Consider the following 26,502-nt stretch of genomic DNA (forward strand, 5'->3'; position numbering starts at 1 on the left):
CGCCAGCTATTCTGCGTCCAGCGTTGCCGGCCAAAAATAGAGCCATGACACGAGTAACCACGCCGTTCACCGTCCGCACCACCGCCGCCGAGGTTCTGCACGGGGTCGACCTGACCGGCAAGCGGATCCTGGTCACCGGCGGCGGGTCGGGGCTGGGCGCGGCGGCCGCGAAGGCGCTCGCCGACGCCGGCGCCGAGGTCGTCGCCACCACCCGCGCGCAGCTCGACCTGGCCGACCTCGGCAGCGTGCAAGCGTTCACCGACGCCTGGCGGGGGCCGCTGGACGTGATCGTCGCGAACGCCGGGATCATGGCGCTGCCGGCGCCGGCCCGGGCGGCCAACGGCTGGGAGCTGCAGCTGGCGACGAACTTCCTCGGCCACTTCGCCCTGATCACCGGCCTGCGGGCGGATCTGACGAACACTGCCCGCATCGTGCTGGTCAGTTCCGGCGCGCAGGCGCCGGTCGACTTCGACGACCCGCACTTCGAGCGCCGGCCGTACGACCCGTGGGCCGCCTACGGCCAGTCCAAGACCGCGGGCGTGCTGCTCGCCGTCGCGATCGGGCGGCGCTGGGCCGGGATCAGCGCGAACGCGATGGCCCCCGGCCGCATCCACACCGCGCTGCAGCGGCACCTCGACGACGGCACGATGCGGTCGATGGGCGCGATGGACGACGACGGCAACCTGCTGCACCCGGAGAACTTCAAGACTCTGGAGCAGGGCGCCGCGACCGAGGTCCTGCTGGCCGCGTCGCCGCTGCTGGACGGGATCACCGGGCGCTTCTTCGACGAGGACAACCAGGAGGGCGAGCTGCCCGCCTTCGCCCTCGACCCGGCGGCGGCCGACCGGCTCTGGGAGCTCGGCGCTCAGGCGGTCAGCGGCGTGCTGGCCGGGCCCTCGTTGCCGGAGCGGTCGACGCCGGTCAGGCAGTAGACCGACGGGCCCGCCGCCGGGTGCGGGTCGGCGACCGCGATGCCGCTGCGGCCGGTCGCCACCAGCGCCGCCCTGTTGCCGGACACCCGGTAGAGCGCCCAGCTGGTGGCCCCCGGCGCGGACGCGGCGAACTGCAGAGCCGGCCCGGCCCGCTGCGCCCTGGTCAGCGCCGGGGCCGCGGGCGGGGCGGCCGGGAGCTGTGTCATCACCGCGGGCAGGGCGGGTGTGGCGTAGTGGTGGCTGGAGTAGAGCTTGACCGAGCCGAGCCGGTTGGACCGCACCGATTTCGCGCTGAAGTGCACCTCGCCCTGCACGCCGGCCTTCTCGTCCAGGTCGAGGTGGCGGTCGATCTCGGTGGGGTTGCTCCAGGCGCCCTTCTCCCCCACCCGGTAGTCGCCCTGCCCGATCCACAGCTGCACCTTCGTGCCCTTGACCAGGTTGACCCACCACGGCAGCAGTTTGGCGTAGTCGGCCTTGGCGAAACCGATGTTCCAGTACAGCTGCGGGACGATGTAGTCGAGCCAGCCTTCCTGCACCCATTTGCGGGTGTCGGCGTAGATCGCGTCGTACGCCTCGAGGCCGTGCGACGCCGACCCGGCCGGGTCGGTCTCGGCGTTGCGCCAGATGCCGAACGGGCTGATGCCGAACTTCACCCACGGCTTGAGCTGCTTGATCCGTTCGCCCATCTCGCGGACCAGGGTGTCGACGTTGGCCCGCCGCCAGTCACCGCGCGACTTGCCGGCGCCGTACTTCGCGTAGCTCGCGCCGTCCGGAAAGTCCTCGCCGGCCTGCGGGTACGGATAGAAGAAGTCGTCGAAGTGCACGCCGTCGATGTCGTACTTCTGGACGGCCTCGAGCATCGAGTCCTCGACGAACTTGCGCGCGGCCGGAATGCCCGGATCGAAGTAGAGCCGGCCGGTCTTGCCCTTCGGGTAGGCGATCGCCCAGTCGCGATGGGCGAGCAGCGGATGGTTGGGGGCGAGCTTGGTGAAATCGGCGCCGGGCCCGTCGGGCACCGGCTGCGTCCCCCGGTACGGGTTGAACCAGGCGTGGAACTCCAGGTTCCGGGCGTGGGCCCGCTCGACCATGTACGCCATCGGGTCCCACCCGGGCGATTTCCCGTCCCGCCGGCCGGTCAGGAACTCCGTCCACGGCGCGTAGTCGGATTGCCAGAGAGCGTCGCCGCTGGGCCGCACGTGCACGAAGATCGCGTTGTGGTTCTGCGCCACCGCGACGTCGAGCCACTTCTCGTATTCCGCCTTGACCTGCGCTTCCGGCAGCCCGGGCCGGCTCGGCCAGTCGATGTTGGCGACCGTGGTGAGCCAGAAACCGCGGGTCTCCCGGGTCGCCTGGAGCGGCACTCCGCCACATCGGCCGGCCGGCGACGACGGGACCAGTTCGGGCGCGGGCGCCGGCACGTCGAGGGAGTCCGGCTGATAGACCGCCGCCCGCAACAGCCCAAGGCCCAGCACACTCAGCCCGAAGAGCAGGGAGGCGAGCGTGATGATCAGCCGGACGGGTGGACGGCGCCGGTGGAGCATGGGAAACAGTGTGCCTCGCCGATGCGACAACGCCACTCGCCATATTGTTCTCACGTGACGGTCGTGGTGGTGGGCGCGGGGATCGCGGGCCTGGCGTGCGCGCGTGAGCTGGTGGATGCGGGCATTCCGGCCAAAGTCGTGGAACAAATGGACACAGTTGGCGGACGACTGGCCAGCGAGCAGATCGACGGCCGCTGGGTGGACACCGGCGCCGCCTACCTGACCGGCGACGACCCGGCTTTCCTCGGCCGGCTGCAGACCTGGCGGATCGACGGGCTGGCCCGCCCGTGGACCGACACGCTGCGTGGTCAGCAGGGCCCGCCGACGGTGCGCTGGGCCGCGCCGGGCGGCCTCAACAGCCTGGCCCGCGACCTGGCCCGCGAACTCGACATCACCCTCGGCGCCGAGGTCACCGAACTGCCCGAAGCCGACACGGTGGTCCTGGCGATGCCCGGACCACAGGCCCGGAAGATTCTCCCGGAGGCGGCGGAACAGGATTGGTCACCAGTGGTGACGGCGATTTTGACGTACGCCGAACGGCAGTGGCCGGATTTCGCCGGGGCGTTCGTCAATGACCATCCGGTGCTCGCCACCGTGGCCGACGACGGTGATCGGCGCGGCGACCGGGCCGCCGTGCTGGTGGCCCACTCCACCGCCGCCTACGCCCGCCAGAACACCGACGGAGCGGCCCTGGCCGAGGCGGTCGGCGAGCTGCTCGGCATCTCCGACAAGCCGGAGGTCGTCACCCGCTTCTGGCCGTACGCGCAGCCGAAGCCGGAGCAGGGCGGCTTCGCCCGTTACGGCAATGTCTTCCTCTGCGGCGACGCCTTCGGCCGGCCGCGGGTGCAAACGGCCTGGTTGAGCGGCCGGGCCGTGGCCCGGGCCATCATTCAGAGCACCGATCGGTAGACCGACAGGGTGTCCTCGGCGATCCGCGACCAGCTGAACTTCTCCACCGCCCGGGTTCGACCGGCCCGGCCCATCGCGTCGGCCCGCTGCGGGTCGCGGATCAGCGTGGTCATCGCCGCGGCCAGGTCGGCCACGAACTTGTCCGGCGACACCGGCGTTCCGGTCCCGTCGGAAAGTTGCTCGATCGGCACCAGCAGGCCGGTCTCGCCGTCCGCCACCACCTCGGGGATTCCGCCCGTCGCGGTAGCGACGACGGCGGTCTCGCAGGCCATCGCCTCCAGGTTGACGATGCCCATCGGCTCGTAGATGGACGGGCAGACGAACACCGTCGCGTGCGTGAGGACCTGGACGACCTCGTGCTTGGGCAGCATCTCCTGCACCCAGATCACGCCCTGTGGGTCGCGGGCCTTGCGCAGGTCGTCGGCGAGGCCGGCGACCTCGGCGGCGATCTCCGGGGTGTCCGGGGCGCCGGCGAGCAGCACGATCTGTGTCTCCGGCGGCAGGTCGTGGCAGGCCCGCATCAGGTAGGGCAGGCCCTTCTGCCGGGTGATGCGGCCGACGAAGACGACGCTGGGCCGGTTGAGGTCGATGCCGAGGCGCTCGATCACGTCGGTGCCGCGGTCCGGTGCATATTGTGTGGTGTCGATGCCGTTGTAGACGACCCGGACCTTGTCCGGGTTGACCGTGGGGTAGGCGGTGAGCACGTCGCGCCGCATGCCGCCGGAGACCGCGATGATCGCGTCGGCGTTCTCGATGGCGACCCGCTCGCAGAACGACGACAGCGCGTAACCGCCGCCGAGCTGCTCGGCCTTCCACGGGCGCAGCGGCTCGAGACTGTGCGTGGTGACCACGTGCGGCACCCCGTGCAGGAGTTTCGCGGTGTGGCCGGCGAAGTTCGCGTACCACGTGTGACTGTGCACGATGTTCGTGCCCTCGCAGCCGGCCGCGATCGCCAGGTCGACGCCCATCGTGCGCAACGCCGCGTTCGCCCCGGCCAGCTCGGCGGGCTCGGGGTAGGCGGTCACCCCGGGCTCGGTGCGCGGCGCCCCGAAGCAGTGCACCCGCACGTCGGCCAGCGGTCGCAGGTCACGCGCCAGGTATTCCAGGTGGACGCCGGCTCCCCCGTACACCTCCGGCGGGTATTCCCTGCTGATGAGGTCGACGCGCAGCGATGTTGTCACGTCTGGAAGCCTAGTGCTTCGCGCCGGAACCGGCGTGGCGCCGCGCAAGATCAGGTAGCCTGTCCCTCGCCGAGTTGCCTTCTTCGGCTGGCATTAGTGCTGGCGGAAAGTTAGCGTCCTTCCATGGCTGTCAAGGTGCTTGCGATCGTTCTGGCCGGTGGTGAAGGTAAGCGCCTGATGCCCCTGACGGCGGACCGGGCTAAGCCCGGCGTGCCCTTCGGCGGCATCTATCGCATGATCGATTTCGTCCTCTCGAATCTGGCGAACGGCGGCTATCTCAAGATCGTCGTGCTGACCCAGTACAAGTCCCACTCGCTCGACCGGCACATCACCAAGACGTGGCGGATGTCGACGCTCCTCGGCAACTACGTCACGCCGGTGCCGGCCCAGCAACGGCTCGGCCCGCGCTGGTTCTCCGGCTCGGCCGATGCGATCTACCAGAGCCTCAACCTGATCAACGACGAGTCGCCCGACTACGTCATCGTGTTCGGCGCCGACCACATCTACCGCATGGACCCGAAGCAGATGGTCGAGGACCACATCGCCTCGGGCGCCGCGGTCACGGTGGCCGGCATCCGCCAGCCCAAGTCCGAGGCCTGGCAGTTCGGCGTCATCGACGTGGCCGAGGACGGGCGCAAGATCAAGGCCTTCCGGGAGAAGCCGCGCGACGCCGAGGGCCTGCCGGACGCCCCCGACGAGGTGTACGCGTCGATGGGCAACTACGTGTTCACGACGCGCGCGCTGTGCGAGGCGGTGACGAAGGACGCGCAGAACCCCGACAGCAAACACGACATGGGCGGAAATATCATCCCGATGCTCGTGGAACGGGGCGAGGCGAACGTCTACGACTTCCGCGACAACGATGTGCCCGGCAGCACCGAGCGCGACCTCGGCTACTGGCGCGACGTGGGCACGCTCGACTCGTTCTACGAGGCCCACATGGACCTCATCGCCACGCTGCCGATCTTCAACCTGTACAACCACGAGTGGCCGATCTTCACCAACTACGGCTCCTGGCCGCCGGCGAAGTTCGTGCACGGCTTCGACGACCGCCAGGGCCGCGCCATCGAATCGATGATCTCCCCCGGCGTGGTGGTCTCCGGCTCCCTGGTGGAGCGCTCGGTGGTCTCGCCGAACGTGCGGATCAACTCGTGGGCGCACGTCGAGGGCTCGGTGCTGATGGAGGGCGTCTCGGTGGGCCGGCGGGCGATCGTCCGCAACGCCATCATCGACAAGAACGTGGTGATCCCGGAGGGCGCCCAGATCGGCGTCGACCTCGATCGCGACCGCAAGCTCTACACGGTCTCCGACAACGGCATCGTGGTCATCGGCAAGGGCCAGAAGGTCGAGCTCTAAAGACGGTCCCGGAGCGTCTGCGAGGGGGAGACCCCATACCTCTCGCGGTACGCCCCGGCGAACCGGCCGAGGTGGGTGAACCCCCAGCGGTACGCCACCTCGCTGACGTTGACCTGCCACGGGTCGGAGCGGGACAGTTCGCCGTGCACGCCGTCGAGCCGGACCCGTTTCAGGTAGGTCAGCGGGGACATGCCGACGTGCTGCCGGAACGACTCCTGCAGCACCCGCACCCCGACCCCGGCGACCGCGGCCAGCTCGCCCGCCGTGAACTGCCGGGCCGGCTCGGCGTGCATGGCGTCCAGGGCGCGTTTGACCGTGCGTGGCCGGTTCGGGCCCTGCAGGCCGGCCGGCTCGTCCCCGCCGTACGGATGCTCGACGCTGAGCGCGAGCCCGCTCACCACCATGTCGCGCCAGCGCGCCGCCATCCGCGGCTGCCGGACCAGGCCGTCCTCCGCGCACAGTTCGGAGTGCAGCAGCCGCACCAGCGCCGCCCAGGTGCGGCCGGGGCCGCCGACCAGGTCGAAGCTCTCCCCCAGCAGCAGCGGTGACATGACCCGCTGGTCGAGGGTGGCGTCGAGCTCGCGCTCCAGAGCGGCCCGCTCCACCTTGACCGACATCAGCCGGCAGTCGCCGGGCCAGTCGAGGTCGATGGCGCCGACCGGGCGGAATACGGCGGCCCGGGTGCGATCGGCGAGCACGGTGTTGCCCCGGTGCCGGGAACGCAGCGTGCCGGTGATCGGGGCGAGCACGTGATATGCCGTCTCGAGATCGGCGATGTTCACCTGCATGTCGGCGCCGTAGCTGATCGCGCCGATGGTGACCGGGCCGAGCATCACCACGTCACCGTCGAACACGAACCCGCTGCAGTCACCGACCGGGGTGACCTGCAGCGGGCCGTAGAACATCTTGCGGCAGAACGCCTTCGCCTCGTCCACGTCGCTGGTGTGAAGAGCGAAGTGGACCGGGGTGTCCGACGGTAAGGCGGGGCCTACCATGCGCTACACCCTAGACCCCGTCAGGCCGCGGCGCTGGCCTCCACCGGCCAGGTGAACTCGCCGACGCCACCGCTGGGGACATCGATCTCGGCGAGCGGCGTGACCGGGTCCTGCCAGACCGTGTAACGGCCGCACGGAAGGCTGTCGATGACGACGCTCCACATGACTCCGCCACGCACGTAGCGGGCGCGGACGGCCGCGTGGGTGCGGTGCGCCGGGTCGTCGATCGGGCTGACCTCGATCTCGTGCCCGTGCAGCCGGCCCGGCGTGTGGATCAGCAGAGCCCCGATGCCTTCCCCGATGTTCAGGACGACCGTGCCCTGCCCGCTGGGGGCCATGGTGTGGTGAGTGTGTGTGTGGCTCATGGATTGTTGAACCCGTCGAACGGAGTGCCGAGAAAGGGGAACTTCTTGAGCAGCGGGGCGCTGGCATCCTTGATGCTCAGGCCCTGCTCGACCAGACCCGCGGCGGCGTCCGGCTTGAACTTCGCGTCGACCAGCGCGAACGTGACGCCGGCGACCGCCTTGATGGAGATCGACACCACGTCGTCCTCGATCCGGCGCCCGTTCGGGAAGCCGGCCAGGTCGCCGTCGAGCAGGCCGAACTTCTTCGGCGCCTTCACCGGCGGGATCGCGGTGTTGAGCCGCAGCATGTCGGCCTTGGTGTCGCCGGTGGTGTTCTGGAACCCGTCGATCAGCCCGTCCGGGATGCCGGTGAGCAGCACCGCGACGAGGTCGGCGCGGGGCGTCTTGGCCTTGTTGAGCGCGGCCAGGTTGTCGAACAGGCCCGGGTAGAGCACCGGCAGCAGCTGCGCCAGCTCGGGCTGCTCGACGAACGCCGAGAACCGCTTGTCCTCCTTGGGCTCCAGGCTGTTGAACAGGTCCTTCTGGGCCATCGGGATGACGACCTCGTTGACCAGCGGGTTGCCCAGCCGGGAGACCTGCACCTGGGGGCCGACCTCGACGTCGGCGTTCTTCTTGTCGCCCTGGCGCACCTGCACCTGCCGGCGGCTCGCCGACGTCCACACGCCGATGACGGCGCCCGGGTCGGTGGCGCGAACCTTCTTCTTGCCGTCCCGGCGCACCATGTGCAGCGGGATCTGCAGGGCGATCGAGTGCACGTTCAGCTTGTCGACGGCGTTGACCGCCTTGCCGGCGTAGTTGAACAGGCTCTGGCCGACCAGGTGCTTGTCCTGGAACGGGCGCAGCGTGCCGAGGTCGAAGATCGAGCCGAGGTCGACGAAGAAGGCGTCGGCGCGCTGGCCGGCGAAGACCTTCTCACCGGTCTTCAGCTTCGCGACCGCGTCCTCGGCGAGCTTGGCGTAGTCCGGGATCGAGATCTTGCCGACGTTGCAGGGCGGGCAGGGCAGCTTCGAGTGCAGCACCGTGCTCTTGCCGTGCGAGTCGACCTTGGTGACCGAGAAGAACTGCCGGCGGTTCCAGTTCTCGTCGTCGAGCGACTTGATCTGGCCGGTGTTGTACAGGAACGTCTTGTCATTACGCAGCTCGGTGCGGAACCGGAACTGGTAGGTGACGTCCGGCCGTGCGTCGCCGTTGGCGTCGATGTGGATCTCGTACAGCACGTCGTCACCGAACTCGAAGAAGTTCGGGCCGCTCGCCGGCAACTGCATCGGAACGTAGTTGGCGATGATCGTCACGGTGTCCGGGTCGTCCGGGCTGACGAACGCGTAGAGGTCGGACGAGTCCGCAACCGGGTCCTTGCTGATTTCCGGAGCTTCACGATGCGAAGACATTAGAAAAGCTCCTTCTCAGGCCTTGGCGGCTTTGACGAGTTCGGCGGCAAGTTTCTTATTGGTTACTGTTTTCTTAGAGCCGCCTTTAAAAATGTCGATGGTGCCCTTCGATGCGTCCCGCACCGAGATCACCAGCGGCTGGCCGTCGTCCTTCGCTTCGTTCTCACCTGCAAGGCTGAGTCCGGCGACACCCGCGACCGAGACACCCACGCCGGCCGTCGCGGCTATGGCGAGAACCCTGCGGCGGTTAAGGCGGGTGCCCGCCGGGCCGCGGTAACGAACACGACTCATGGTCGGCCTTTCGTCATTTCTCATCAAGGACTGGAACGGGCTTGCTAGCGTCGACGCCCATCAGTACGAAGGCCGGACTCAGGTGGTTCAAAGATTTTCTCGCCGCCTCTTCAGGAAAGCTCCAGCGAGCGCCCAGACGAGCACGCCGCCGCCGAGAAGCAGGGCCCCGAGGACGATCCCGTGACCGAGCGTGACCTGCGTTTCTTGACCCACCGTCGTGATCGCCTGGGGCTTCTCGGAGGCCGGCGCGGCCGCCTCGGAAATTTCGGGAGTTGTCGAAGTGACCGCGGCCTTCGGCTTCACGGCCTTCGTGACCGCCGCCGCCGATGATCGGCTCGGCTTCGGCGTGACCGCCGGGGCGGCCACCGTCTTGAAGGCCAGATCCGAGCAGGAGTAATAGGTGTCCGCCGTGCTCGACGTCTGCCAGACGATGTAGAGGATCTGCCGCCCGGTCCGATCCTTCGGCAGTTTGACGCTCATCCCGTAGGACCCGTCGCTGAGCGGCGGGTCCTTGATCTCAGCCAGCAGGCCGCCCAGATCACCCCAGGCGAGCTTCTTCAGCGGGTCGAACCCCTGCTTCGTCAGATAGAACCGGAAACTCCCGGCGTGCGGCAGCGTCGCCCGGTACTTGACCTTCAGCGTCTGCCCGGCGCTCACCGACGTCGACGGGAAGTCGTCCCGGGCCACGTCGAGGCCCTTGAAGTTGTCCAGACCGCCGCTGCACAGCTCCCCGTCCGGCACGAACTTCTTGTCGTTGCCGTTGACGTTGGCCACGCGCAGGTTGTCGAACGTGCCGAACGGCCCGCCGTTCGCCTTGAGCGCCGCCTTGCAGGCCGCGGTGCCGGTGGCCGTCCCACCCCCGGCCGCACACGCCGCGGTCCGGCTGATCGGGGTGGTCGGCGCGCCGTGCGCGAAAGCGGGCGCGGGGATGAGCGACGCGAGCACCGCGGCAGCGGCAAGAGCGGCAAGTCGGCGGATCATGACGTACTCCCGGGACGACGGCGCGGGGCCCGGGCAGGCTCCGCACGGTGAAGTACGCAACTGCGTGGTCAGCCGTTCACCTTTCTCAGAGGTGTGATTGCATGGCGGAGTTCCGACCACACTCCGGAGGAGAATCATGGAAAAGCCCGAGATCGGCCCGATCCAGGGTGACCCGCCCGCCGACCTGGTGATCGAGGACATCACCGTCGGCGACGGCGACGAGGCGGCCGCCGGCCAGCTCGTGACCGTGCACTACGTGGGCGTCTCGCACTCCAACGGCGTGCAGTTCGACGCCTCCTGGGACCGCGGCGACCCGTTCCAGTTCCCGCTGGGCGGCGGCCAGGTCATCGGCGGCTGGGACCAGGGCGTGCAGGGCATGAAGGTGGGCGGCCGCCGCAAGCTGACCATCCCGCCCCACCTGGGCTACGGCGCCCGCGGCGCCGGCGGCGTCATCAAGCCCAACGAGACGCTGATCTTCGTCGTCGACCTGCTCGGCGTGCAGTAAGCGCTCTCCCGGCGCATCCGGGGAGGCGAGCCAGCGGCCCGCCTCCCCTTCTCAAACCTCAAGATCAACCATGCGACGATACGGGGCACGCCGCCCCCAGCCACAGCCATGGCCGAACCGCCTGCTCAGCGCGGCCCAGGCGCGGGGTCACGCTCCGGGACGCGCCCGTCCGGGCCGCCCCGCCGGCCACGCCACCCGGGCACCCGGTCAGCGGAACAGGCTCAGGTCGATCGACTCGGCCATCGCGCGCTGGCCGGCGATGTTCGGGTGCAGGTGGTCGGCTTGATAGGCCGGCAGCACCTGGGACGGGTTCTGCGGGTCGCGGATCGCGGCGTCGAAGTCGGCCACCCCGTCGAAGCTCAAGGTGCTGCGCACCCACGCGTTGACCTGCTGGCGGACCGCCTCCTGCTCCGGACCGAAGCAGCCGGAGTCACAGCCGTAGGGCGTGATCGTCGCCCCGATCACCCGGATGCCGGCCTGGTGCGCACGCTGCGCGATCATCCGCAGGCCCGCGATCAGGTCGTCGGCCGCCGCGTTGTAGCCGATGTCGTTGATCCCGTCGGCCAGGATCAGGTAGCGCGCGCCGGTCTGCTCGCGCACGTCGGCCTTCTCCCGCGCCAGGGCCGCGATGCTGGTCCCGGCCCCGCAGCAGTCGGTCCGGTCGGTGAGCACCTGATTGCCACCGATCCCCTGGTTCAGCACCCCGTAACGACCACCCAGGCGGCCGGCCAGCACATCGGTCCACCGGTCATTGCCGTTCCAGGTCGTGTAGGCCCCGTCGGTGATCGAGTCGCCGAGCGCCACGATGCTCCCGCGCACCGCCCGCCCCGCCCGCACGTCGACCCCGTCCAGCCAGAACCACGAGTTGACCGTCCCGGTGAACGCCGCCGCTCCCCCACCGGCCTGGTTGCCCGCGGCCACGAACTGGGTTCCCTGAGCGGCATCGTGCCCGGTGATCGCGGCCGCGTCCCCGCCCGCCGTCACGTAGAGATCGACAGCGAGGTCCTGCCCGTAGGCAACACCGAGGTCGACCGGGTCACTGACCACGCTCGCACCGACCTTGACCGTGACCGAGCCCCGCCCGCGGAAGGTGACCCGCCGCGAGGTCCCGGCCACGAGGTCGGCCGCCCCCGAGGCAACCGCACGCGAAACCCCGACCGCCCCGAAGGTCACGTCGGCCGCGCCGAACCCGTTGGACAACCGCAGCCGCACCGACCCCCCACCGACGGTCGGATGAACCAGCAGGCGAAGCGTCTGCTGCGCAAAGACCGGCCCGGCCTCCCGCTGCGGACTGGTCGCCCACGCCCCGGTCCAGCCGGACGGCGCCGAGGACCCCGGGGCCGCCGAGGCGGCACCGGGGGCGGAGAGCAGGGCGGCGGCCAGGGCGAGAGCCATGGCGGCCGCGCGGTGTCGCGGCCTCATGGCCGAAGATCAATCATCATCAATGTTTTGGGCATGTTGCCGATCGTCGTCGAACCGTTTCGACGTGGCAACCCCATCCCAAAGCCGGCCCGCGACCTAGCGGCGGATGCGGCCGATCAGCATGGGGCGGCACGCCGGACGAGCCGGAACAGGGTGGTCCTGTCCCGGCTCGTCCTCCTCACCCCCGGTGCGATGCCCGAACCGGTCGTCCTCTACCGGTTCGAGCGGCTCCCCGATCGGTGTCACCGTGCTCCCTTCAAAGCGGCACAGCTGGACTCCTCGGGAAGCAGCGGGCGGAAGGTGATCGACCACTTCGCGCCGCCATCGGTCCACGGGGTGATCGTGGTGGCGGACTTCGCGCTGGTCAGCACCTTCGCGGTGTCGGCTCCGGTGACATCGACGCAGCCGATGCCGAGGCCGGGGTTCATCGACGTGCCGGGCAGCTTCGGGCCGGGCCACGCCATCTCGGGGCTCTTCGGCTGGTCACCCTGCGGCTCGACGTACGCCCGGGCCAGGGTGGCGATCGACGCCGGCACGTAGGCGACCGGGGCGGCGACGCCCGCGGCAGCGGACAGCGATTCCAGGGTCTTCACGAACGCGGCCAGCTTGGTGCGTGCGGTGCGCTGCGCGGCGGTCAGTTTGGGGTCGGCCGGCTGGGCCTCGCCGAGTGCGACCACGCTGACCGATTGGTCGCCGGCGACGACCCGGGTCGAGGGGGCGTCGGCGATGTTCGGGCTTCCGTAGTCGGCCCCGTTGCGTACACCCGCGTCGTGGCCTTTTTTGACCAGATCTTGAACCATCTCCGGGGTGAGCATCTGCTCCTGCAGGTTGGGCAGGGCGGGGCCGGGATAGATGGCCGTGGTCGGGCCCTCGGAGATCATGCGGCCGCCGGCGTAGATGCTGACCGCCGGGATCCGGCCCAGATTGTGCTCGGCCGGCACGAAGCCACCGAACGACTCGACACGCAGCACCAGATCGTCGGCGCCCTGGGGATAGGCGGCGGGGCTGCTGTCTCGGGAATTGGGCGACGCCGCCGCGCTGTTTCCGGCGGGCTGGGCGCACGCACTGATCAGGAGAAGGGGAACGGCGGCGGCCAACAGGGTGCCGCGGAGACGAGTCATGCCCTGTTCGACGAGTCAGAACCCGATTCGGTTCCGGCCGTTGTCCCGATTTCGGCAGAAAAGGTGGCCGGCCCGAGGAAGAAAAGGTGGCCGACCCCGCGGGGGACAGGGCCGGCCACCGGTTGAAGGTCCTACTTCACCGAGCCCAGCGACAGGCCCTGGACCAGCTTGTCCTGGGCCGCGAAACCGGCGACCAGCACCGGCAGCGACACCACGAACGCGGCCGCGCACAGCTGGGCGAGGAACAGGCCCTGGCTGGTGACGAAGCTGGTGAGGAACACCGGCGCGGTCTCGGCCACGGTCGCGGTGAGCACCCGAGCGAACAGCAGCTCGTTCCAGCTGAAGATGAAGCAGATCAGCGCGGTGGCGGCAATGCCGGGGGTGACCACCGGAGCGATCACCGAGCGCAGCGTCTTGACCAGGTTGGCGCCGTCCATCTGGGCTGCTTCGAGCATCTCGACCGGCACCTCGGAGAGGAACGAGCGCATCATCCACACCGCGATCGGCAGGTTCATCGAGGTGTAGAAGAGGATCAGCAGCCAGATGTTGTCGAGCAGGCCGACGTATTGCGCGAAGAGATAGAGCGGGAGCAGGCCGGCCACGACCGGGAGCATCTTGGTGGACAGGAAGAAGAACAGCGTGTCGGTCCACTTGCGGACCGGTTTGATCGACAGGGCGTAGGCGGCCGGCAGCGACAGCAGCAGCACGATGATCGTGGACACCACACTCGCGGTGAGCGAGTTGAGCAGTGGCGGCCACGGGCTGGCGCCGCCGGAGAAGAACTCCCGGTAACCGTCCAGGGTCAGCGGCGCGAAGACGGCGGGCGGGTTGGTGGCGGCGTCGGCCTCGGAGTGGAACGAGGTCAGCACCATCCACACGACCGGGAGCACGAACAGGATGCCGACCACCCAGGCGAGCAGGGACAGCCAGACGTTGGCGCCTTCCTTGCGTTTCTTGACCGGGCGGCCGGCGTCGTCGCGGGTCGCCGGGACGGGCGCGGTGTCGGTGATCGAGCTGCTCATCGGCCGGCCTCCTCTTTGAACAGCGACGACACCGTCCGCAGCGCGAATGTCGCGATGGCGATGGTGCCGATGACCACGATGACGGCGGCGGCGGAGGCTCGGCCGTAGTCGTGGGCCTGGTAGAAGATCTGGTAGATCGTGTACGGCAGGTTCGCCGTGCCCAGCCCGCCGGACGTGATGGTGAAGACCGCGTCGAAGTTCTGCACGATGTAGATCGAGCCGAGCAACGCGCCCAGCTCCAGGTACTGCCGCAGGTGCGGCAGCGTCATGCTGCGGAAGATCTGCCAGGAGTTGGCGCCGTCGATGCGGGCCGCCTCGATCACGTCCAGCGGCCGGCCCTGCAACCCGGCGAGCAGGATCAGCATCATGAACGGGGTCCACTGCCAGACCAGCGAGAAGATCACCGCCCACAGCGGCATGTTGCTGATCCAGTCCGGTTGCGGCGGATTATCCGAGCCGAACAGGCCCCAGATCCAGGTGAGCGCGCCGTTGAACAGGCCGTACTCCGGGTTGTAGAGGGCGTGCTTCCAGATCAGCGCGGCGGCCACCGGCACCACCAGGAACGGCGCGATCATCATCGTGCGCACCGCGCCACGGCCCCGGAACTTGCGGTCGAGCAGAAGAGCAATGCCCAACCCCAGAAGAAGACTGATGAGTACGACGCCGACGGTGAGCAGGATCGTCGTCCAGACGGCGTCGCGCATGTTGACGTCGGTGAAGACCCGCGCGAAGTTGTCGAACCCGGCGAAGCCGCGCTCATCGGGGTAGTAGGCGTTCCAGTCCATGAACGAGATGACCAGGGTGGCCACGAACGGCAGCTGGGTCACGATGATCATGAAGACCAGGGCGGGCAGCAGCGGCGCACGCCGGACCCAGGCGGAGGCCCGCCGGGCGGTGCGGGGTGGTGGCGTCTCCGCGGTGCCGACGCGTGACTTCTCGGCGACGGACGTCATCTACGGCCTCCTCAACCTTGCCGGGACTGGTAGCGCTCGGACACGTCCTCGGCCAGCCGCTGACCTCTATCGAGGGCCTCGCCGACACTCATCTGCCCGGCGATCGCCGAGCTGACGTACTGCGACACCTGGGTGCCCAGGTCGGTGAACTCGGGGATGTCGATGAACTGGATGCCGATCGCGGGCCGTGGCTGCACACCGGCGTTGCGCGGGTCGGCGCTGGAGATGGCGGTCTCGGTCGGCTCGGCGAACGCCTTCGCCACCGCCAGGTACTGCTCGTTCTTATACGTGGAGGCGCGCTTGCCGGCCGGGACGCTGGACCAGCCGACCTGCTGGCCGACCAGCTCCTCGTACTGCTTGGAGGACGCCCACGAGATGAACTTCCAGGCGTTGTCCTTCTTGTCGCTGGCCTGCTGGATGCTCCACGACCACGCGTACAGCCAGCCGGAGCTCTTGGTCTTGACGACCGGCGCCGCGACGTAGCCGATCTTGCCCTTGACCGGGGAGTCGTCCGCCTCGAGTGAGCCGGCCGCGCTGGTCGCGTCGTACCACATCGCGACGTTGCCCTGGATCAGGTTGTTGAGGCACTCGGTGAAGCCGGCCTGCGGCGCGCCGTTCTCCCCGTGCGCGCGGACGAGGTCGACATAGAACTTGGTGGCCTCGGTGAACTCGGGGCCGTTGACCTTCGACGTCCAGTCCTTCTCGAACCAGGTGCCGCCGAACGTGTTCACCACCGTGGTGAGCGGGGCGAAGATCTGGCCCCAGCCGGGCTGGCCGCGCAGGCAGATGCCGCGCATGCCGGGCTGCTTGCCGTCGACCTGGGCGGCGATGTCGGCAACCTGCTGCCAGGTCGGGTTGGCCGGCATGGTGATACCGACCTGCTCCAGGACGTCCTTGCGGAACATCAGGAACGACGATTCGCCGTAGAACGGCTCGCCGTACAGCTTGCCGTCGTCGGCGGTCAGCGACTGCGTCATCGGCGGCAGGATGTCGGCCTGGTCGAACTGGCTGTCGGCCTTGGTGTAGTCGTCCAGCGGGGCGATCCACTTCGACTTCGCGTAGATCGGGATCTCGAAGTTGGACAGCGAGGCGACGTCGTACTGACCGGCCTGACTGGAGAACTCCTGGCTGATCTTGTCGCGCACGTCATTTTCCGGGAGCACCGTGAAGTTGACGTGGATGCCGGTCTGCTTGGTGAAGTTGGCCTCGGTGAGCCGCTGCAGATCGATCATCTGCGGGTTGTTGACCATCAGGACATTGATGGTGTCCGGCCCCCCGCCACCCGGTCCGCCGCCCCAGCCCGCACAGCCGGCCAGGGCAAACACCAAACCAAGAGCAAGAGCAGACCGCAGGTGTACGCGTGACATATAGCCTCCCCATCGAGGCGTTGTGACGCCGGTTACACAACGGACCTCAGTACATGCCTGAGATCACTACATGTCAACCGCTCGTTACGCAGAGAGGCACAAACGAACATCGATGCCACGACGAACGGCCCGGACGACTCAGCCGATCTTCACGTCGCCTCCGACGTCGCCGATCCGGTGTGCCGGACCGTTGCTCCAGGTGCCGTCGATCCGCTGGTCACCATCGGCCACATCGGCCGGCCCCGGGCGAGACGCCGCCGGTGAGGTGGGCCGCCGGCCGGACCGCCGCGGGCCGGGTGAGCCGATTCGCACACTGCCGCTCACCCCGCGGACCTGAACGATGCCACCGTCGACAACCGACCCGCTCACCGCCTGTCCGCCGGTCGCCGGTGGCACCGGCGCGGCAGCGTCCTCCGCCCGGCGGTGCAGCTGATGCCAGTGCGCGAGCAGCAGAACCCGGACGATCGCTCCGGTCCGGTGGTGGATCTGCCGGAGCTGATCGACGAGCAGGAGTCGACCACGGCCAGCAAGCCGTGACCGGGAGCCGCCCACTGACCGAGGGCGCTGCCGCGGCACGGGTGACCCGCCGCACCGTCCAGCCGGCGTCCCCGCAGCTCGACGCGACGTGGTCGGCGAGCCGCGTCTTGCCGTGCCCGCCGGCGGCATGCACGAGACGCACCGACACCGGGCTCTCATCGTCCAGCCAGCCGCCCAGGTCGGCGAGTTCGGGGGCCCGGCCGGAGAACGGCACCACCCGGTGCCGGGCCAGGAGCAACCGGCTGGGTTGTGCGCACGCTTGGGCGATCGTGAGCCGTACGGCCGGCTCGGCCCAGGGCTCCAGTCGGTACGGCGGGCTCTCCGCTCCGTCCTAAGCGGACGCCACCCGCGCCGTACGGCCGAAGACCTCGACGACGTCGCCGGGGTGGAGCTGGCGGCCGCGGCGGATGTCGACCTCGCCGTTGACGGTCACGTCGCCGGCGGCGATCACGATCTTGGCTTCGCCGCCGGTGTCGATGAGATCGGCCAGCTTGAGGAACTGTCCGAGCCTGATCATGTCGCTGTCGATCTCCACGTCACGCATGTCGTCATCATCGCCGACGGATTTCCAAAAGATGTTCCCGGGTGGTTGAACCATTCTTCGACGGGATCCGAACTACCCCTCGTGAGGCACTTCTCAATGGCCCGCCGAGCGGGCGTACCTGCGGTTGCCGCGGTCATCGGCGCACTCGTCGCCGGTCCCGCGTTCGCCGACGCGACGGTCTCCCCCACGACCGCCGTGCAGGGCAGCGGGGAGAACCTGACCTTCCACATCACGAACACGGGAACCGCCGCCCTGGCGACGGTCACCCTCAATCTGCCCGCTGACGATGCGGTCGCCGAGCTGTACCCGCTGTCGGTGGACGACTGGGCACCCAAGATTCACATGAAGAAGCTCGCGACGCCGCTCGCCACGATCCACGGCGGCACGCCGGCGACCGAGAGCGCCGATGCGGTCACCTGGCTGGCCATGCCGGGCAAGCAGCTCGCCCCGGGCGCGGCCACTGATCTGTCGATCGCGATCGGGCCGCTGCCCACGCTGAGTTCGATGCAGTTCACCCTGACCACGACGTACGCCGATGGTCAGCCCGGACCGACGATGCCGGCGCAGGTCGCGCTGACGCCGGCCGCCGCGGGCCAGGTGGCGACGCACGACCATGCCGGCACCGCGACCGACGCGACCGGTGACACCTCGTCGGACGCCGAGGACGCCCTCTTCGCGCAGACCGTGGCCGATGGTTCCCGCGGGACCTCGATCTGGTCGATCGGCGGCTGGGTGGCGGCGGCGCTGATGCTGCTCGGCGGAGTGATCTACATCCTTCGCAACCGGCACCGCGCCGACGAGGACGACGACCCGGACGAGGAAGACGACGCGGTTACGCCCGAGGACAAGCCGGCGGAGGCCAAGGAAGAGGTCTCGGCCGGCAGCAAGTGGAGCCTGCGCTCCTGAGTACAACTCAAGACTCCCGCGCTGGTGGACGCGGGACTGTGTCGTGATGATGCGCGTGGGGCGCGGAACACGACCGGCGGGTGGGGCCAATTGGGCATGGCCCGCGACTCGCGGCCGGCGGGGTAGGAGGGGTTCGGCCCTCCTACCCCGCCGAACTACGTCCTAGACGGAAACTGTTCGCGGGCTCCGGAGCGCCTCGATGATCTCCCGTTCGACCCGCTCGGCGTCGGTGTGCGGCACCTGGCAGGTGCCGGCGGCGATGTGCCCGCCCCCGCCGTAGCTCAGCATCACCTCGCCGATGTCGACCGGCGAGGTGCGGTCGAGGATCGACTTGCCGCAGGCGAAGACGGTGTTGAGCTTCGCCCGGCCCCAGATCACGTGCACCGACACCCGCGCCTGGGGGAACAGCGCGTAGACCATGAACCGGTTGCCGGCGTGGATGACCTCCTCGTCCCGCAGGTCGACCACCACCACGTCGCCCTCCAGGTGGCTCACCCGCTTCAACTGCTCGACGAACAGGTCGTACTGGCTGCGGAACAGGTCGGACCGCTCGGCCACGTCGGGCAGCGCCAGGATCTCGTCGACGTGCGGGATCTCCAGGCAGGCGTCGATCAGCTGCATCATCAGCTGGTAGTTGGAGATCCGGAAGTCGCGGAAGCGGCCCAGGCCGGTGCGGCTGTCCATCAGGAAGTTCAGCAGCGTCCAGCCCTCGGGGTGCAGCACGTCGTCGAGCGAGTACTGCGCCGAGTCGGCCTGGTCCACCGCCCTCATCAGGTCGTCGGAGATCTTCGGGAAGCGCTTCTTGCCCCCGAAGTGCTCGAAGATCACCCGGGCGGCCGACGGGGCGTCGGCGTCGATCACGTGGTTGGTGAGGTTGCCCTCGTTACGCATGGTCTCGGAGTGGTGGTGGTCGAAAACCATGTAGGCGCCAGGGGCGTACGGCAGGTTGGTCAGGATGTCGTTCTGAGTGACTTCGACCTCGCCGTCCTGAACGTCCTTGGGGTGGACGAACTTGATCTCGTCGATCATGTCCAGGTGACGAAGCAACACGGCGCAGACCAAGCCGTCGAAATCGCTCCGGGTCACGAGCCGGTACTTCACGAGGCCCCCTCGAATAAAGGCTTTACCCCAGTTTGCCACTTTTGTCGCGGTGGGCCTGCTCGCATCGAGAGATGGAGGTGAACTACCGGCATGAACACTGCGTAAGGTTTCCTCGGATGGTCGAAACGGTCGGAGGACTCGAAGACGATGGACAACGCCCCCCAGCTCATTCAGGAGCGCAGCGCACCACCGGCCACGCTGGTGATCTTCGGCGCCTCGGGTGACCTGACCCGCCGCAAGCTGCTGCCCGCCGTGGAGAGCCTGGCCCGGCACAACCGCCTGCCCAGCCAGTTCGCCCTGGTCGGCGTCGCCCGCACGCCGATGGCCGACGACCAGTTCGCCGGATCCGCGCTCGGCGGCCGCAACCTCAACGACAAGTCGCAGCTGGCCGGCGGCATCCGCTACGTCGCCGGTGGTTACGACGACCCGGAGACGTACAAGCGGCTGGCCGAGACCCTTGATCAGCTGGACGCCGAGCGCGGCACGTCCGGCAACCGCATCTTCTACCTCTCCACCCCGGCCGAGGCGTTCGAGCCGGTCATCAACGGCCTCGCCGGCGCCGGGCTCAACCACGCCCGGGAGGGCTCCTTCTCCCGGCTGGTCATCGAGAAGCCGTACGGCCGGGACCTGGCCACCGCGCACGAGCTGGACGCGGTCGTGCACGCCGCGTTCGACGAGCCCAGCGTGTTCCGGATCGACCACTACCTGGGCAAGGACACCGTGCAGAACGTCCTGGCCCTGCGCTTCGCCAACTCGATCTTCCAGCCGATCTGGGACCGCTCCTGGGTCGACCACGTGCAGATCACGGTGGCCGAGACGCTCGGTGTCGGCACCCGTGGCGGCTTCTACGAGCACGCCGGCGCGATGCGCGACATCGTGCAGAACCACGTGCTGCAGGTCCTCGCCCTCTCGCTGATGGAGCCGCCGGCGTCGTTCGACGCCGAAGGGCTGCGCAACGAGAAGGTGAAGCTGCTGCAGGCGATCCGGCTGCCCACTAACCGGGACATCGCCGACCTGGCCGTCCGCGGGCAGTACACCCGCGGCGGCACCCGCGAGGACCTGATGGCGGGTTACCGCGAGGAGGTCGGCGTCGACCCGCTGTCGCGCACCGAGACTTATGCGGCGATGCGGCTCAACGTCGACAACTGGCGCTGGGCGGGCGTGCCGTTCTACGTGCGCACCGGCAAGCGGCTTCCGGCCCGGGTCACCGAGGTCGCGCTGACCTTCCAGCGACCGCCGCACCTGCCGATCCCGCAGGACCAGCTGACCGGTCTCGAGGCGGACGCGCTGATCCTGCGCATCCAGCCGAACGAGGGCATCTCGCTGCGCTTCGGGGCCAAGGTGCCGGGCCACTCGTTCCGGGTGCGCACGGCGAGCATGGACTTCTCGTACGAGCAGACGTTCCCCGAGGAGTCCCCGGAGGCGTACGAGCGGCTGCTTCTTGATGCTCTTCTCGGCGACCCGACGCTCTTCATCCGCAGCGACGAGGTGGAGCAGTGCTGGCGGATCGTCGACCCGATCATCGAGCACTGGGCGGACGACCGGTCGCCGATCCCGACCTACGAGGCGGCCTCGTGGGGCCCGACCGACGCGGACCGGCTGATCGGCCGCAGCGGCCGGCACTGGCGCAACTGAACTGATTTGCTGAGAGCCCGCCGGCCCCGTGGGCCGGCGGGCTCTTCCTATCGCTGGGCCAGGCTCTCGGCCGCGATCTCCATCAGGCCGGAGACGCCCCCGGCGGGGGCTGCCGGGAACGGCTCCGGGTCCAGGCAGCGGTCCAGCAGCAGCTCGATCAGGGCGGCCCGGTTGACGATCTCGCCGGCATCGATCGCGCCGGGCAGGATCCGGATCTCCACCGTGTCCCTGATCGGCTTGCGCGCGAACAGCTGGGTCAGGTTGACGTCGAAGTACTTGGTGAGCTCCCCCGCGTGGGCCGCCTTGCGCAGGCCTTCGAAGGTGGGCTCATCGGCGGCCGCCACGAGTTCGTCGGGCAGGGGCGCGAGCCGGCGACATGCGGGATTTGTCCGGAGCAGCTCGCGAAGCGGCTCGCGCCAGTGGGCGAACAGCCGAATCACGTTGGCGAGCGCCTGCGGCTCACGGAACGGCGCGCCGTCGACGTGCAGGTGCACGGCCGCCTCTTGGGGAATGGTGAAGCCGAGGTCGCGTGCCGGCTCGAGCAGTTCTTCGAGGGCGTCGTGGTGGTTCTCGCTCAGCGGCGGCGTGACGATCTCGCACGGGCGCTCGCGCTCGGCGCCCTGCGGCACGGCGAGAGCGACGGTGACACCTGTCCGGTCGTCGAGCCGCACCACGTCGCCGATCTCCTCGGTCTCGACGCCCCACAGGGCGGCGACCGGATCGAGCACGTGGCGCAACGGCGCGCCCGCGTCGCACTGCTCGCGCAGCAGCGACATCAGGCGGGGATCGTCGCTCAGCACGCGGTACCAGCCGGGCGGGGGCGCGGTGCGCGGCTCCAGGCCGTCCAGCAGGGTGATGTCGTCGACCAGGTCGCACATCGGCGAACCGTCGGCGCGGGTCACCGCGAAGCCCTGGGTCAGATGCAGGAACCGCCCCAGGCCCGGGACCAGGGACGGTTCGCTGTCTTGGTGCCAGATCGGCCGGATGCGTCCGCCGTGGCGGCCGGCCAGGTCGTAGGCAAGGCTGCGCCGGCTGCGGCCCCGGGGGGCCATCAGCTCGATCTCGAATCCGATCCGCCGGCGCAGCGTGGGGGTCACGGCTGGATCGGCAGCGTCTGTCCGGCGAGAATGCGCTTTCCGCCCTCGATCTTGGCCTGGTACGTGTTCTTCAGGTGCCACAGCTTGGCGAGCTCGCTCGCGTCGGCGATGGAATATCCCTTGGCGAAGAAGGCGTCGACCTGCTTCTGCTCCTTGGCCAGCTTGACGTTGGCCGGCTTCGGCTTCACCGGCAGGGTCTCCCCGGCGAGCAGCTTCTTGCCGGCCATCACCTTGGCGTCGGACGGGTCGGAGAGGTGCCAGATGCCGGCGAGCTTGACCGCCTCGTCCCAGGTGTAACCGGCGCCGAAGAACGCGTCGAGCTGCTTGTCGGCCGCCGGGTCGACCGAGACGCTCGGCTCGGGGTCGTTCGGCGTGGCCGGGAACGGCAGGGCCTCGCCGGCGAGCAGCCGGAGCCCGGCCTCGGCCTTGAGGTTCCCGATGTTGGGGTTCGAGATGTGCCACAGCTCGGCGATCTTGACGGCGTCGTCGTAGTCGTAGCCGGCGGCGAAGTAGGCCGCCCAGCCACGCTCCAGGTCCGCCGGGCTCAGCGACGGGATGGTGGACGGCGCGGCCGCCGGGACGGCGCCGGCCGGGTAGCTGACGGTCGACGTGTTCCGCGCGTTACCGGGAAGCAGGTTGGGGATGGCAACCACTCCGGCCACGGCCAGGCCGGCCAGCGCCGCGCCACCGGCAACCTGGAAGCTCCGGCGGCGGCGCTTGTATTTTCCGGACAGCTCCACGACCCGGGCGTAGACCGCTCCGGGATCGGGAGTGTCGTTCTCATGGGTCTCGAAGGCCTCGCGCAGCTGATCTGCGTGCTCGGTCACGACTTCTCCTCGGCATGGATCCGTTCCTGGCGCTCCGACATCCGGAGCGTCTTGAGCGCCCTCGAGGCATGGCTGCGCACCGTGGCGGGGGCGCATCCGAGCACGTCCGCGATCGCCTCGTCCTCCATCTGCTCGTAGTAGCGCAGGACGAGAACGGCCCTCTGCTTGCGGCCCAGCGTCGACAACCGGGACCACAACGCATCGGCCTCGGCGATCCCATCGGCGTGGTCGCGAATCCCGCCGCGGGCATCGTCGAGGTCGGTGAGGCGCTCCCCCACGGCGTGCACGTGCCGGAACTGCCAGCTGCGCCGCCACGACAGGTACTCATTGAGCACCATGCGTCGCACGTACGCCTCGGGCACATCCGACTCGCTGATCCGCCGCCACCGGACCTGGGCCCGGGCCAGCACCTCCTGGACAACGTCCTGAGCGAGATCACGGTCGCCGGTGAGGACGACCGCGTAACGCAGGAGACTGGGGAGCCGGGCCATCGCGAATTCCTCGAAGGTCACACCATCAGAGACGCGCCGAGGCTCCCGCTTGTGCAGTGGCATCCACGAATTTTTTCACTCGGCCGCGGGTTTGCGGGCGGACAGCGTCTGCAAAGCCTTCGCCGCGTGCTCCTGCATGTTGGTCTCGGAGTGGATGACCTCGAGCACCGTCGCGTCGGTGTCGATGACGAAGGTGATGCGCTTGGTGCTCAGCGGCCCCAGGGGCAGCTTGCGCTTCACGCCGAACGTCGAGGCGACCTTGCTGTCCGGGTCGCTGAGCAACGGGTAGTCGAAGCTGTTGAGCTCGGCGAACTGCTTCTGCTTGGCCGGCAGGTCGCGGCTGATGCCGACCCGCTGGGCGCCCGCCTCGCGGAACTCGGCGGCGAGGTCACGGAAGGAGCAGGCCTCGGCGGTGCAGCCGGAGGTCATCGCGGCCGGGTAGAAGAAGAGCACGACCGGGCCGCCGGCCAGCAGCTCGGTGAGGCGGCGGGGGACGCCGTCCTGGTCGGGGAGCTCGAAGTCGACGACCTTGTCACCCTGATTGATTGCCATGACAAACAACGTACCCGCTGCCTACCTGCGGGTAACAGGGCGAGGGGCGTTATGTGGTCAGGATCGATAGGCTGAGTGTCCCTCCGTCCCCGAAGCTCGAAAGCGGCATCGTCATGCAGGTCTCGGTCGCGCACCATCCACCCAACACGGCCGTCCTCGTCCTGCGCGGTTCCCTCGACATCGACACCGCGCCCGTCCTCAAGGCAAACCTGAACCGTCTCGTCGAACGACCCAGTCCTCGGGTCGTGGTCGATGTGGCGGGCCTCGACTTCTGCGATTCGATGGGAGTCGGCGTGCTGGTCACGGCGCACGGCCGGGCCGTCGACCGGGGCGGCTGGGTGCGCCTGGCCGCGCCCAGCGGCTTCCTGCGCCGGCTGTTCGACACCCTCGGCCTGACCGATTACCTCGCTTTGTACCCGGACGTAACGGCCGCCCTAAAGGAGTGAGGGCGGCCGCTACGGTCCTGGTTCTTACCGGATCAGCTGGTGATGCCGAAGACGATTCGGCCCAGCGTGTCCTCGGTGCCGGTGAAGCCCTCGGACGGGATGAACTGGCTGTCGCCGAAGTCGACGTCGAGGTCGTCGGCGGTGCCGCCGACGCCGTCGGGGCCGACGCCGAACAGGGTGGCGAAGCCGGTGCCGCCGGCGTCCATCAGGTTGGGCTGAGCGTCCGCGTTGTCGGTGTGATAGTCACCGAAGAAGTGCCCGGCCTCGTGGGCGATCACGTTGCTGAGCGCCTGGGCGACGAACTTGAGCCGGTCGCTCTGCGGGGTGAGGTAGGTGTTCAGCGACGCCGCCGAGTCACCGGCCGGGGCGCTGAGCACGTCGAGCAGGACGAGGGCGGTCTCTTCGGTCTCGAAGTTGCCCGGGTCGATGCTCTGCGCGATGCCGATGGTGTCGACACCGCTCTCGTCGATGGTGCCGCCGACGATGATGCGGCTGACGTTGGCGTCGCCCCACGGATCGTCGTCGTCCTTGCTGTTCTTGATCTTCAGCTTGAACTTCGGGTTGAGCCCGCTGGCGACCAGGTCCTTCTTGATGTTCTCGGTGACGCCGGCGGTGACCGCGTCGATGAGGGCGTCCTCGTCGGCGCGGGTCAGGCCCCAGCTGGCGATGAACGCCGCGAACGGGCTGAGGTCACGGTTGCCGGAGCCGCCGAACACGCCGGTGTTGACCCGCTCGCCGTCGAAGTCGAGGTAGAGGGTCTGGTTGGGCGTGGCGCCCTGGAGCACCGGACGGTAGGCCTCGACGGTGAGGTCGTACGCCCCGGAGCCGGCCTGCACGCCGACGTAGTGCCAGCCGGCCTTGGTCGCCACGTAGTCGGTGACGGCGTTGCCGCCGGCCGGCAGCGGCGAGGCCATCGGGTAGATGGACGAGGCGTCCTGGTCGGAGCCGTGCACCTCACGCGGCACGGTGTCGTAGACGGTGAGGTAGGTCGGGCTGCCCTTGACGAACGAGCCGAGCACATCGCCGGGCTTCAGCTTGATCGCGAAGAAGTCCTTGTCGATGCCGCCCGAGGTGAGGGTCAGGGTGTAGGGGCCCTCGCTGGGCGGCGTGGTGTCGCCGATGCCGCCGCCGCTGGCCGAGTCGAACGGGTCGGCCGGCAGGCCGCCGTAGGCCGCGACCGCGAGGTAATAGGTGCCGGCCGTGGTGACCTCGTAGGTGATCTGGCTGTCCAGGCCGATGGAGTCGTCGTTGACCGCGACGAGCGTGCCGTCGGCGGCGAACAGCTCGATGACGGTGTCGAGCGGGCCGGTCGGCGTGGACGTGGTCAGTTTGAGCGTCTTGCCGGCCGGCGCGACGATCTTGTAATAGTCGAAGTCGTTGCTGCCGTCGCCGGTCTGCCGCCCGTGGGGGCCGTCACCGATCACGGCGTCGATCGAGGCGCCGCTGCGGATCGTGCCGACGCCGCTGTCACCGGCGAGCGGGATCGAGCCGTTGTCCTCGGCCGGAGCCGGCACGCTCGGCGTGCTGACCGTCTCATTGTCGAGGCTGCCGAGCACCCGGATCTTGGAATATTGGCCGGAGCCGGTGCCGAAGACCGAGATCCGCTGGGCGTTGACCGGCGAGTCGTTGGCGCCGGACGTGCCGTCGATCTCGTCCTCGTCGACCACCACGGCCGGAGCGGCCGCCGCCTTGGCCGCGAGCGACGGGTTGGTGGCGGCCAGCGACTTGGCCCGCTGCGCCGCCTTCGTCGCCGACTGCGCTTTCAGATAATTGGCCCAGCCCGCGTAGTCGACCTTGGAACGGTCGGCGACCTCGGCGAGGAACGGGTTGGGCCCCTTGGGCTTCGTCCCGTACGGAGCCTTGGGAACGACGCCCAGCCCGGCGTCGAGTGCTGCCTTGTCGGCGGGCGAGAGCCCGCCGTCCTTGGTTGGCGTGCCTGCGGTCGGAGCGGCGTGCGCGGCACCCGGCGTCATCAACGCCAGGCCGAGCATGACCGCAGAGATGGTTGCGAAACTGCGTCGCATTCGTCCCCCTTCA

General features: G+C 69.1%; 27 protein-coding genes. 7 read left to right on the forward strand and 20 right to left on the reverse strand.

Annotated features, from left to right (window positions below; translation table 11 throughout):
* The first annotated feature begins 44 nt into the window (after positions 1–44).
* Complete coding sequence (locus AB0E90_RS06735; protein ID WP_360400354.1) at positions 45–932, forward strand: SDR family NAD(P)-dependent oxidoreductase; 888 nt, start codon at positions 45–47, stop codon at positions 930–932.
* Here AB0E90_RS06735 and AB0E90_RS06740 read toward each other — a convergent pair.
* Positions 866–2,473 carry a family 10 glycosylhydrolase gene (locus AB0E90_RS06740; RefSeq protein WP_360400357.1) on the reverse strand — a complete coding sequence of 536 codons (1,608 nt, stop codon included), beginning with the start codon at positions 2,471–2,473 and terminating at the stop codon, positions 866–868. The two genes, AB0E90_RS06735 and AB0E90_RS06740, sit on opposite strands and share 67 nt — an antisense overlap.
* Positions 2,474–2,494: 21 nt before the next feature.
* Here AB0E90_RS06740 and AB0E90_RS06745 point away from each other — a divergent pair, with 21 nt between their 5' ends.
* Positions 2,495–3,382 carry an FAD-dependent oxidoreductase gene (locus AB0E90_RS06745; protein WP_360400360.1) on the forward strand — a complete coding sequence of 296 codons (888 nt, stop codon included), beginning with the start codon at positions 2,495–2,497 and terminating at the stop codon, positions 3,380–3,382.
* On the opposite strand, the gene glgA is transcribed toward AB0E90_RS06745, so the two are convergent.
* Positions 3,364–4,551: a glycogen synthase gene (glgA, locus tag AB0E90_RS06750; protein WP_360401341.1), complete on the reverse strand. Its 1,188-nt coding sequence runs from the start codon at positions 4,549–4,551 to the stop codon at positions 3,364–3,366. The two genes, AB0E90_RS06745 and glgA, sit on opposite strands and share 19 nt — an antisense overlap.
* A 135-nt stretch (positions 4,552–4,686) precedes the next feature.
* Between glgA and glgC the strand changes: the two genes are divergently transcribed.
* The gene (gene glgC, locus AB0E90_RS06755; protein WP_360400363.1) at positions 4,687–5,919 is read left to right on the forward strand and encodes a glucose-1-phosphate adenylyltransferase; all 1,233 of its coding nucleotides are present in this window, start codon (positions 4,687–4,689) and stop codon (positions 5,917–5,919) included.
* Here the strand turns inward: glgC and AB0E90_RS06760 are convergent.
* The 5 genes from AB0E90_RS06760 to AB0E90_RS06780 form a co-directional block, all read right to left on the reverse strand.
* Positions 5,916–6,914 (reverse strand): AraC family transcriptional regulator, encoded by a 999-nt coding sequence (locus tag AB0E90_RS06760; RefSeq protein ID WP_360400366.1) that lies wholly within the window; start codon positions 6,912–6,914, stop codon positions 5,916–5,918. The genes glgC and AB0E90_RS06760 overlap by 4 nt on opposite strands.
* Positions 6,915–6,934: 20 nt before the next feature.
* A complete protein-coding gene (locus AB0E90_RS06765) occupies positions 6,935–7,279 on the reverse strand; it encodes a phospholipase (protein WP_360400369.1) in 345 nt (114 codons plus the stop codon).
* Positions 7,276–8,667 carry a DUF4331 domain-containing protein gene (locus AB0E90_RS06770; RefSeq protein ID WP_360400372.1) on the reverse strand — a complete coding sequence of 464 codons (1,392 nt, stop codon included), beginning with the start codon at positions 8,665–8,667 and terminating at the stop codon, positions 7,276–7,278. The genes AB0E90_RS06765 and AB0E90_RS06770 overlap by 4 nt, the downstream gene beginning before the upstream one ends.
* Positions 8,668–8,682: 15 nt before the next feature.
* Positions 8,683–8,958, reverse strand: coding sequence for a hypothetical protein (locus AB0E90_RS06775; RefSeq protein WP_360400375.1), 276 nt, complete (start codon positions 8,956–8,958; stop codon positions 8,683–8,685).
* A gap of 87 nt (positions 8,959–9,045) precedes the next feature.
* Entirely contained in the window at positions 9,046–9,939 is an 894-nt protein-coding gene (locus AB0E90_RS06780; RefSeq protein WP_360400378.1) for a lytic polysaccharide monooxygenase, read from the reverse strand.
* Positions 9,940–10,075: 136 nt separating this feature from the next.
* Here AB0E90_RS06780 and AB0E90_RS06785 point away from each other — a divergent pair, with 136 nt between their 5' ends.
* The gene (locus AB0E90_RS06785; RefSeq protein WP_360400381.1) at positions 10,076–10,444 is read left to right on the forward strand and encodes an FKBP-type peptidyl-prolyl cis-trans isomerase; all 369 of its coding nucleotides are present in this window, start codon (positions 10,076–10,078) and stop codon (positions 10,442–10,444) included.
* 207 nt (positions 10,445–10,651) lie between these two features.
* Here the strand turns inward: AB0E90_RS06785 and AB0E90_RS06790 are convergent, their stop codons facing one another.
* The 7 genes from AB0E90_RS06790 to AB0E90_RS06820 form a co-directional block, all read right to left on the reverse strand.
* A complete protein-coding gene (locus AB0E90_RS06790; protein WP_360400384.1) occupies positions 10,652–11,866 on the reverse strand; it encodes an SGNH/GDSL hydrolase family protein in 1,215 nt (404 codons plus the stop codon).
* Positions 11,867–12,108: 242 nt separating this feature from the next.
* Positions 12,109–12,987, reverse strand: coding sequence for a hypothetical protein (locus tag AB0E90_RS06795; RefSeq protein ID WP_360400387.1), 879 nt, complete (start codon positions 12,985–12,987; stop codon positions 12,109–12,111).
* Positions 12,988–13,118: 131 nt separating this feature from the next.
* On the reverse strand, positions 13,119–14,009 hold the full coding sequence (locus tag AB0E90_RS06800) for a carbohydrate ABC transporter permease (protein WP_360400390.1): 891 nt from the start codon (positions 14,007–14,009) through the stop codon (positions 13,119–13,121).
* Positions 14,006–14,962, reverse strand: coding sequence for a sugar ABC transporter permease (locus AB0E90_RS06805; RefSeq protein ID WP_360400393.1), 957 nt, complete (start codon positions 14,960–14,962; stop codon positions 14,006–14,008). The genes AB0E90_RS06800 and AB0E90_RS06805 overlap by 4 nt, the downstream gene beginning before the upstream one ends.
* Before the next feature lie 11 nt (positions 14,963–14,973).
* The gene (locus AB0E90_RS06810) at positions 14,974–16,329 is read right to left on the reverse strand and encodes a sugar ABC transporter substrate-binding protein (protein ID WP_360400396.1); all 1,356 of its coding nucleotides are present in this window, start codon (positions 16,327–16,329) and stop codon (positions 14,974–14,976) included.
* A gap of 138 nt (positions 16,330–16,467) precedes the next feature.
* The gene (locus AB0E90_RS06815; protein WP_360400399.1) at positions 16,468–16,698 is read right to left on the reverse strand and encodes a hypothetical protein; all 231 of its coding nucleotides are present in this window, start codon (positions 16,696–16,698) and stop codon (positions 16,468–16,470) included.
* Positions 16,699–17,197: 499 nt separating this feature from the next.
* A complete protein-coding gene (locus AB0E90_RS06820; protein ID WP_360400402.1) occupies positions 17,198–17,410 on the reverse strand; it encodes an RNA-binding S4 domain-containing protein in 213 nt (70 codons plus the stop codon).
* A gap of 81 nt (positions 17,411–17,491) precedes the next feature.
* Between AB0E90_RS06820 and AB0E90_RS06825 the strand changes: the two genes are divergently transcribed.
* Entirely contained in the window at positions 17,492–18,316 is an 825-nt protein-coding gene (locus AB0E90_RS06825) for a DUF1775 domain-containing protein (protein WP_360400405.1), read from the forward strand.
* A 162-nt stretch (positions 18,317–18,478) separates the two neighbouring features.
* On the opposite strand, the gene AB0E90_RS06830 is transcribed toward AB0E90_RS06825, so the two are convergent.
* Positions 18,479–19,417: an exopolyphosphatase gene (locus tag AB0E90_RS06830; RefSeq protein ID WP_360400408.1), complete on the reverse strand. Its 939-nt coding sequence runs from the start codon at positions 19,415–19,417 to the stop codon at positions 18,479–18,481.
* A gap of 147 nt (positions 19,418–19,564) precedes the next feature.
* Here AB0E90_RS06830 and zwf point away from each other — a divergent pair, with 147 nt between their 5' ends.
* Entirely contained in the window at positions 19,565–21,052 is a 1,488-nt protein-coding gene (zwf, locus tag AB0E90_RS06835; RefSeq protein ID WP_360400411.1) for a glucose-6-phosphate dehydrogenase, read from the forward strand.
* A 47-nt stretch (positions 21,053–21,099) separates the two neighbouring features.
* On the opposite strand, the gene AB0E90_RS06840 is transcribed toward zwf, so the two are convergent.
* The 4 genes from AB0E90_RS06840 to AB0E90_RS06855 are packed head-to-tail and all read right to left on the reverse strand — an operon-like array spanning position 21,100 to position 24,019.
* Positions 21,100–22,149 carry an amidoligase family protein gene (locus AB0E90_RS06840; RefSeq protein WP_360400414.1) on the reverse strand — a complete coding sequence of 350 codons (1,050 nt, stop codon included), beginning with the start codon at positions 22,147–22,149 and terminating at the stop codon, positions 21,100–21,102.
* On the reverse strand, positions 22,146–22,976 hold the full coding sequence (locus AB0E90_RS06845) for a hypothetical protein (RefSeq protein ID WP_360400417.1): 831 nt from the start codon (positions 22,974–22,976) through the stop codon (positions 22,146–22,148). The genes AB0E90_RS06840 and AB0E90_RS06845 overlap by 4 nt, the downstream gene beginning before the upstream one ends.
* A complete protein-coding gene (locus AB0E90_RS06850; RefSeq protein ID WP_360400420.1) occupies positions 22,973–23,488 on the reverse strand; it encodes a SigE family RNA polymerase sigma factor in 516 nt (171 codons plus the stop codon). The genes AB0E90_RS06845 and AB0E90_RS06850 overlap by 4 nt, the downstream gene beginning before the upstream one ends.
* Before the next feature lie 54 nt (positions 23,489–23,542).
* Positions 23,543–24,019, reverse strand: coding sequence for a peroxiredoxin (locus tag AB0E90_RS06855; protein WP_360400423.1), 477 nt, complete (start codon positions 24,017–24,019; stop codon positions 23,543–23,545).
* A gap of 113 nt (positions 24,020–24,132) precedes the next feature.
* Here AB0E90_RS06855 and AB0E90_RS06860 point away from each other — a divergent pair, with 113 nt between their 5' ends.
* Positions 24,133–24,465, forward strand: coding sequence for an STAS domain-containing protein (locus tag AB0E90_RS06860; protein ID WP_360400426.1), 333 nt, complete (start codon positions 24,133–24,135; stop codon positions 24,463–24,465).
* 32 nt (positions 24,466–24,497) lie between these two features.
* Here AB0E90_RS06860 and AB0E90_RS06865 read toward each other — a convergent pair whose 3' ends face one another.
* A complete protein-coding gene (locus tag AB0E90_RS06865; RefSeq protein WP_360400429.1) occupies positions 24,498–26,489 on the reverse strand; it encodes a PPC domain-containing protein in 1,992 nt (663 codons plus the stop codon).
* Between the last annotated feature and the right edge of the window lie 13 nt (positions 26,490–26,502).

This window comes from Actinoplanes sp. NPDC026619 (assembly GCF_040638295.1).
Lineage (GTDB): Bacteria > Actinomycetota > Actinomycetes > Mycobacteriales > Micromonosporaceae > Actinoplanes.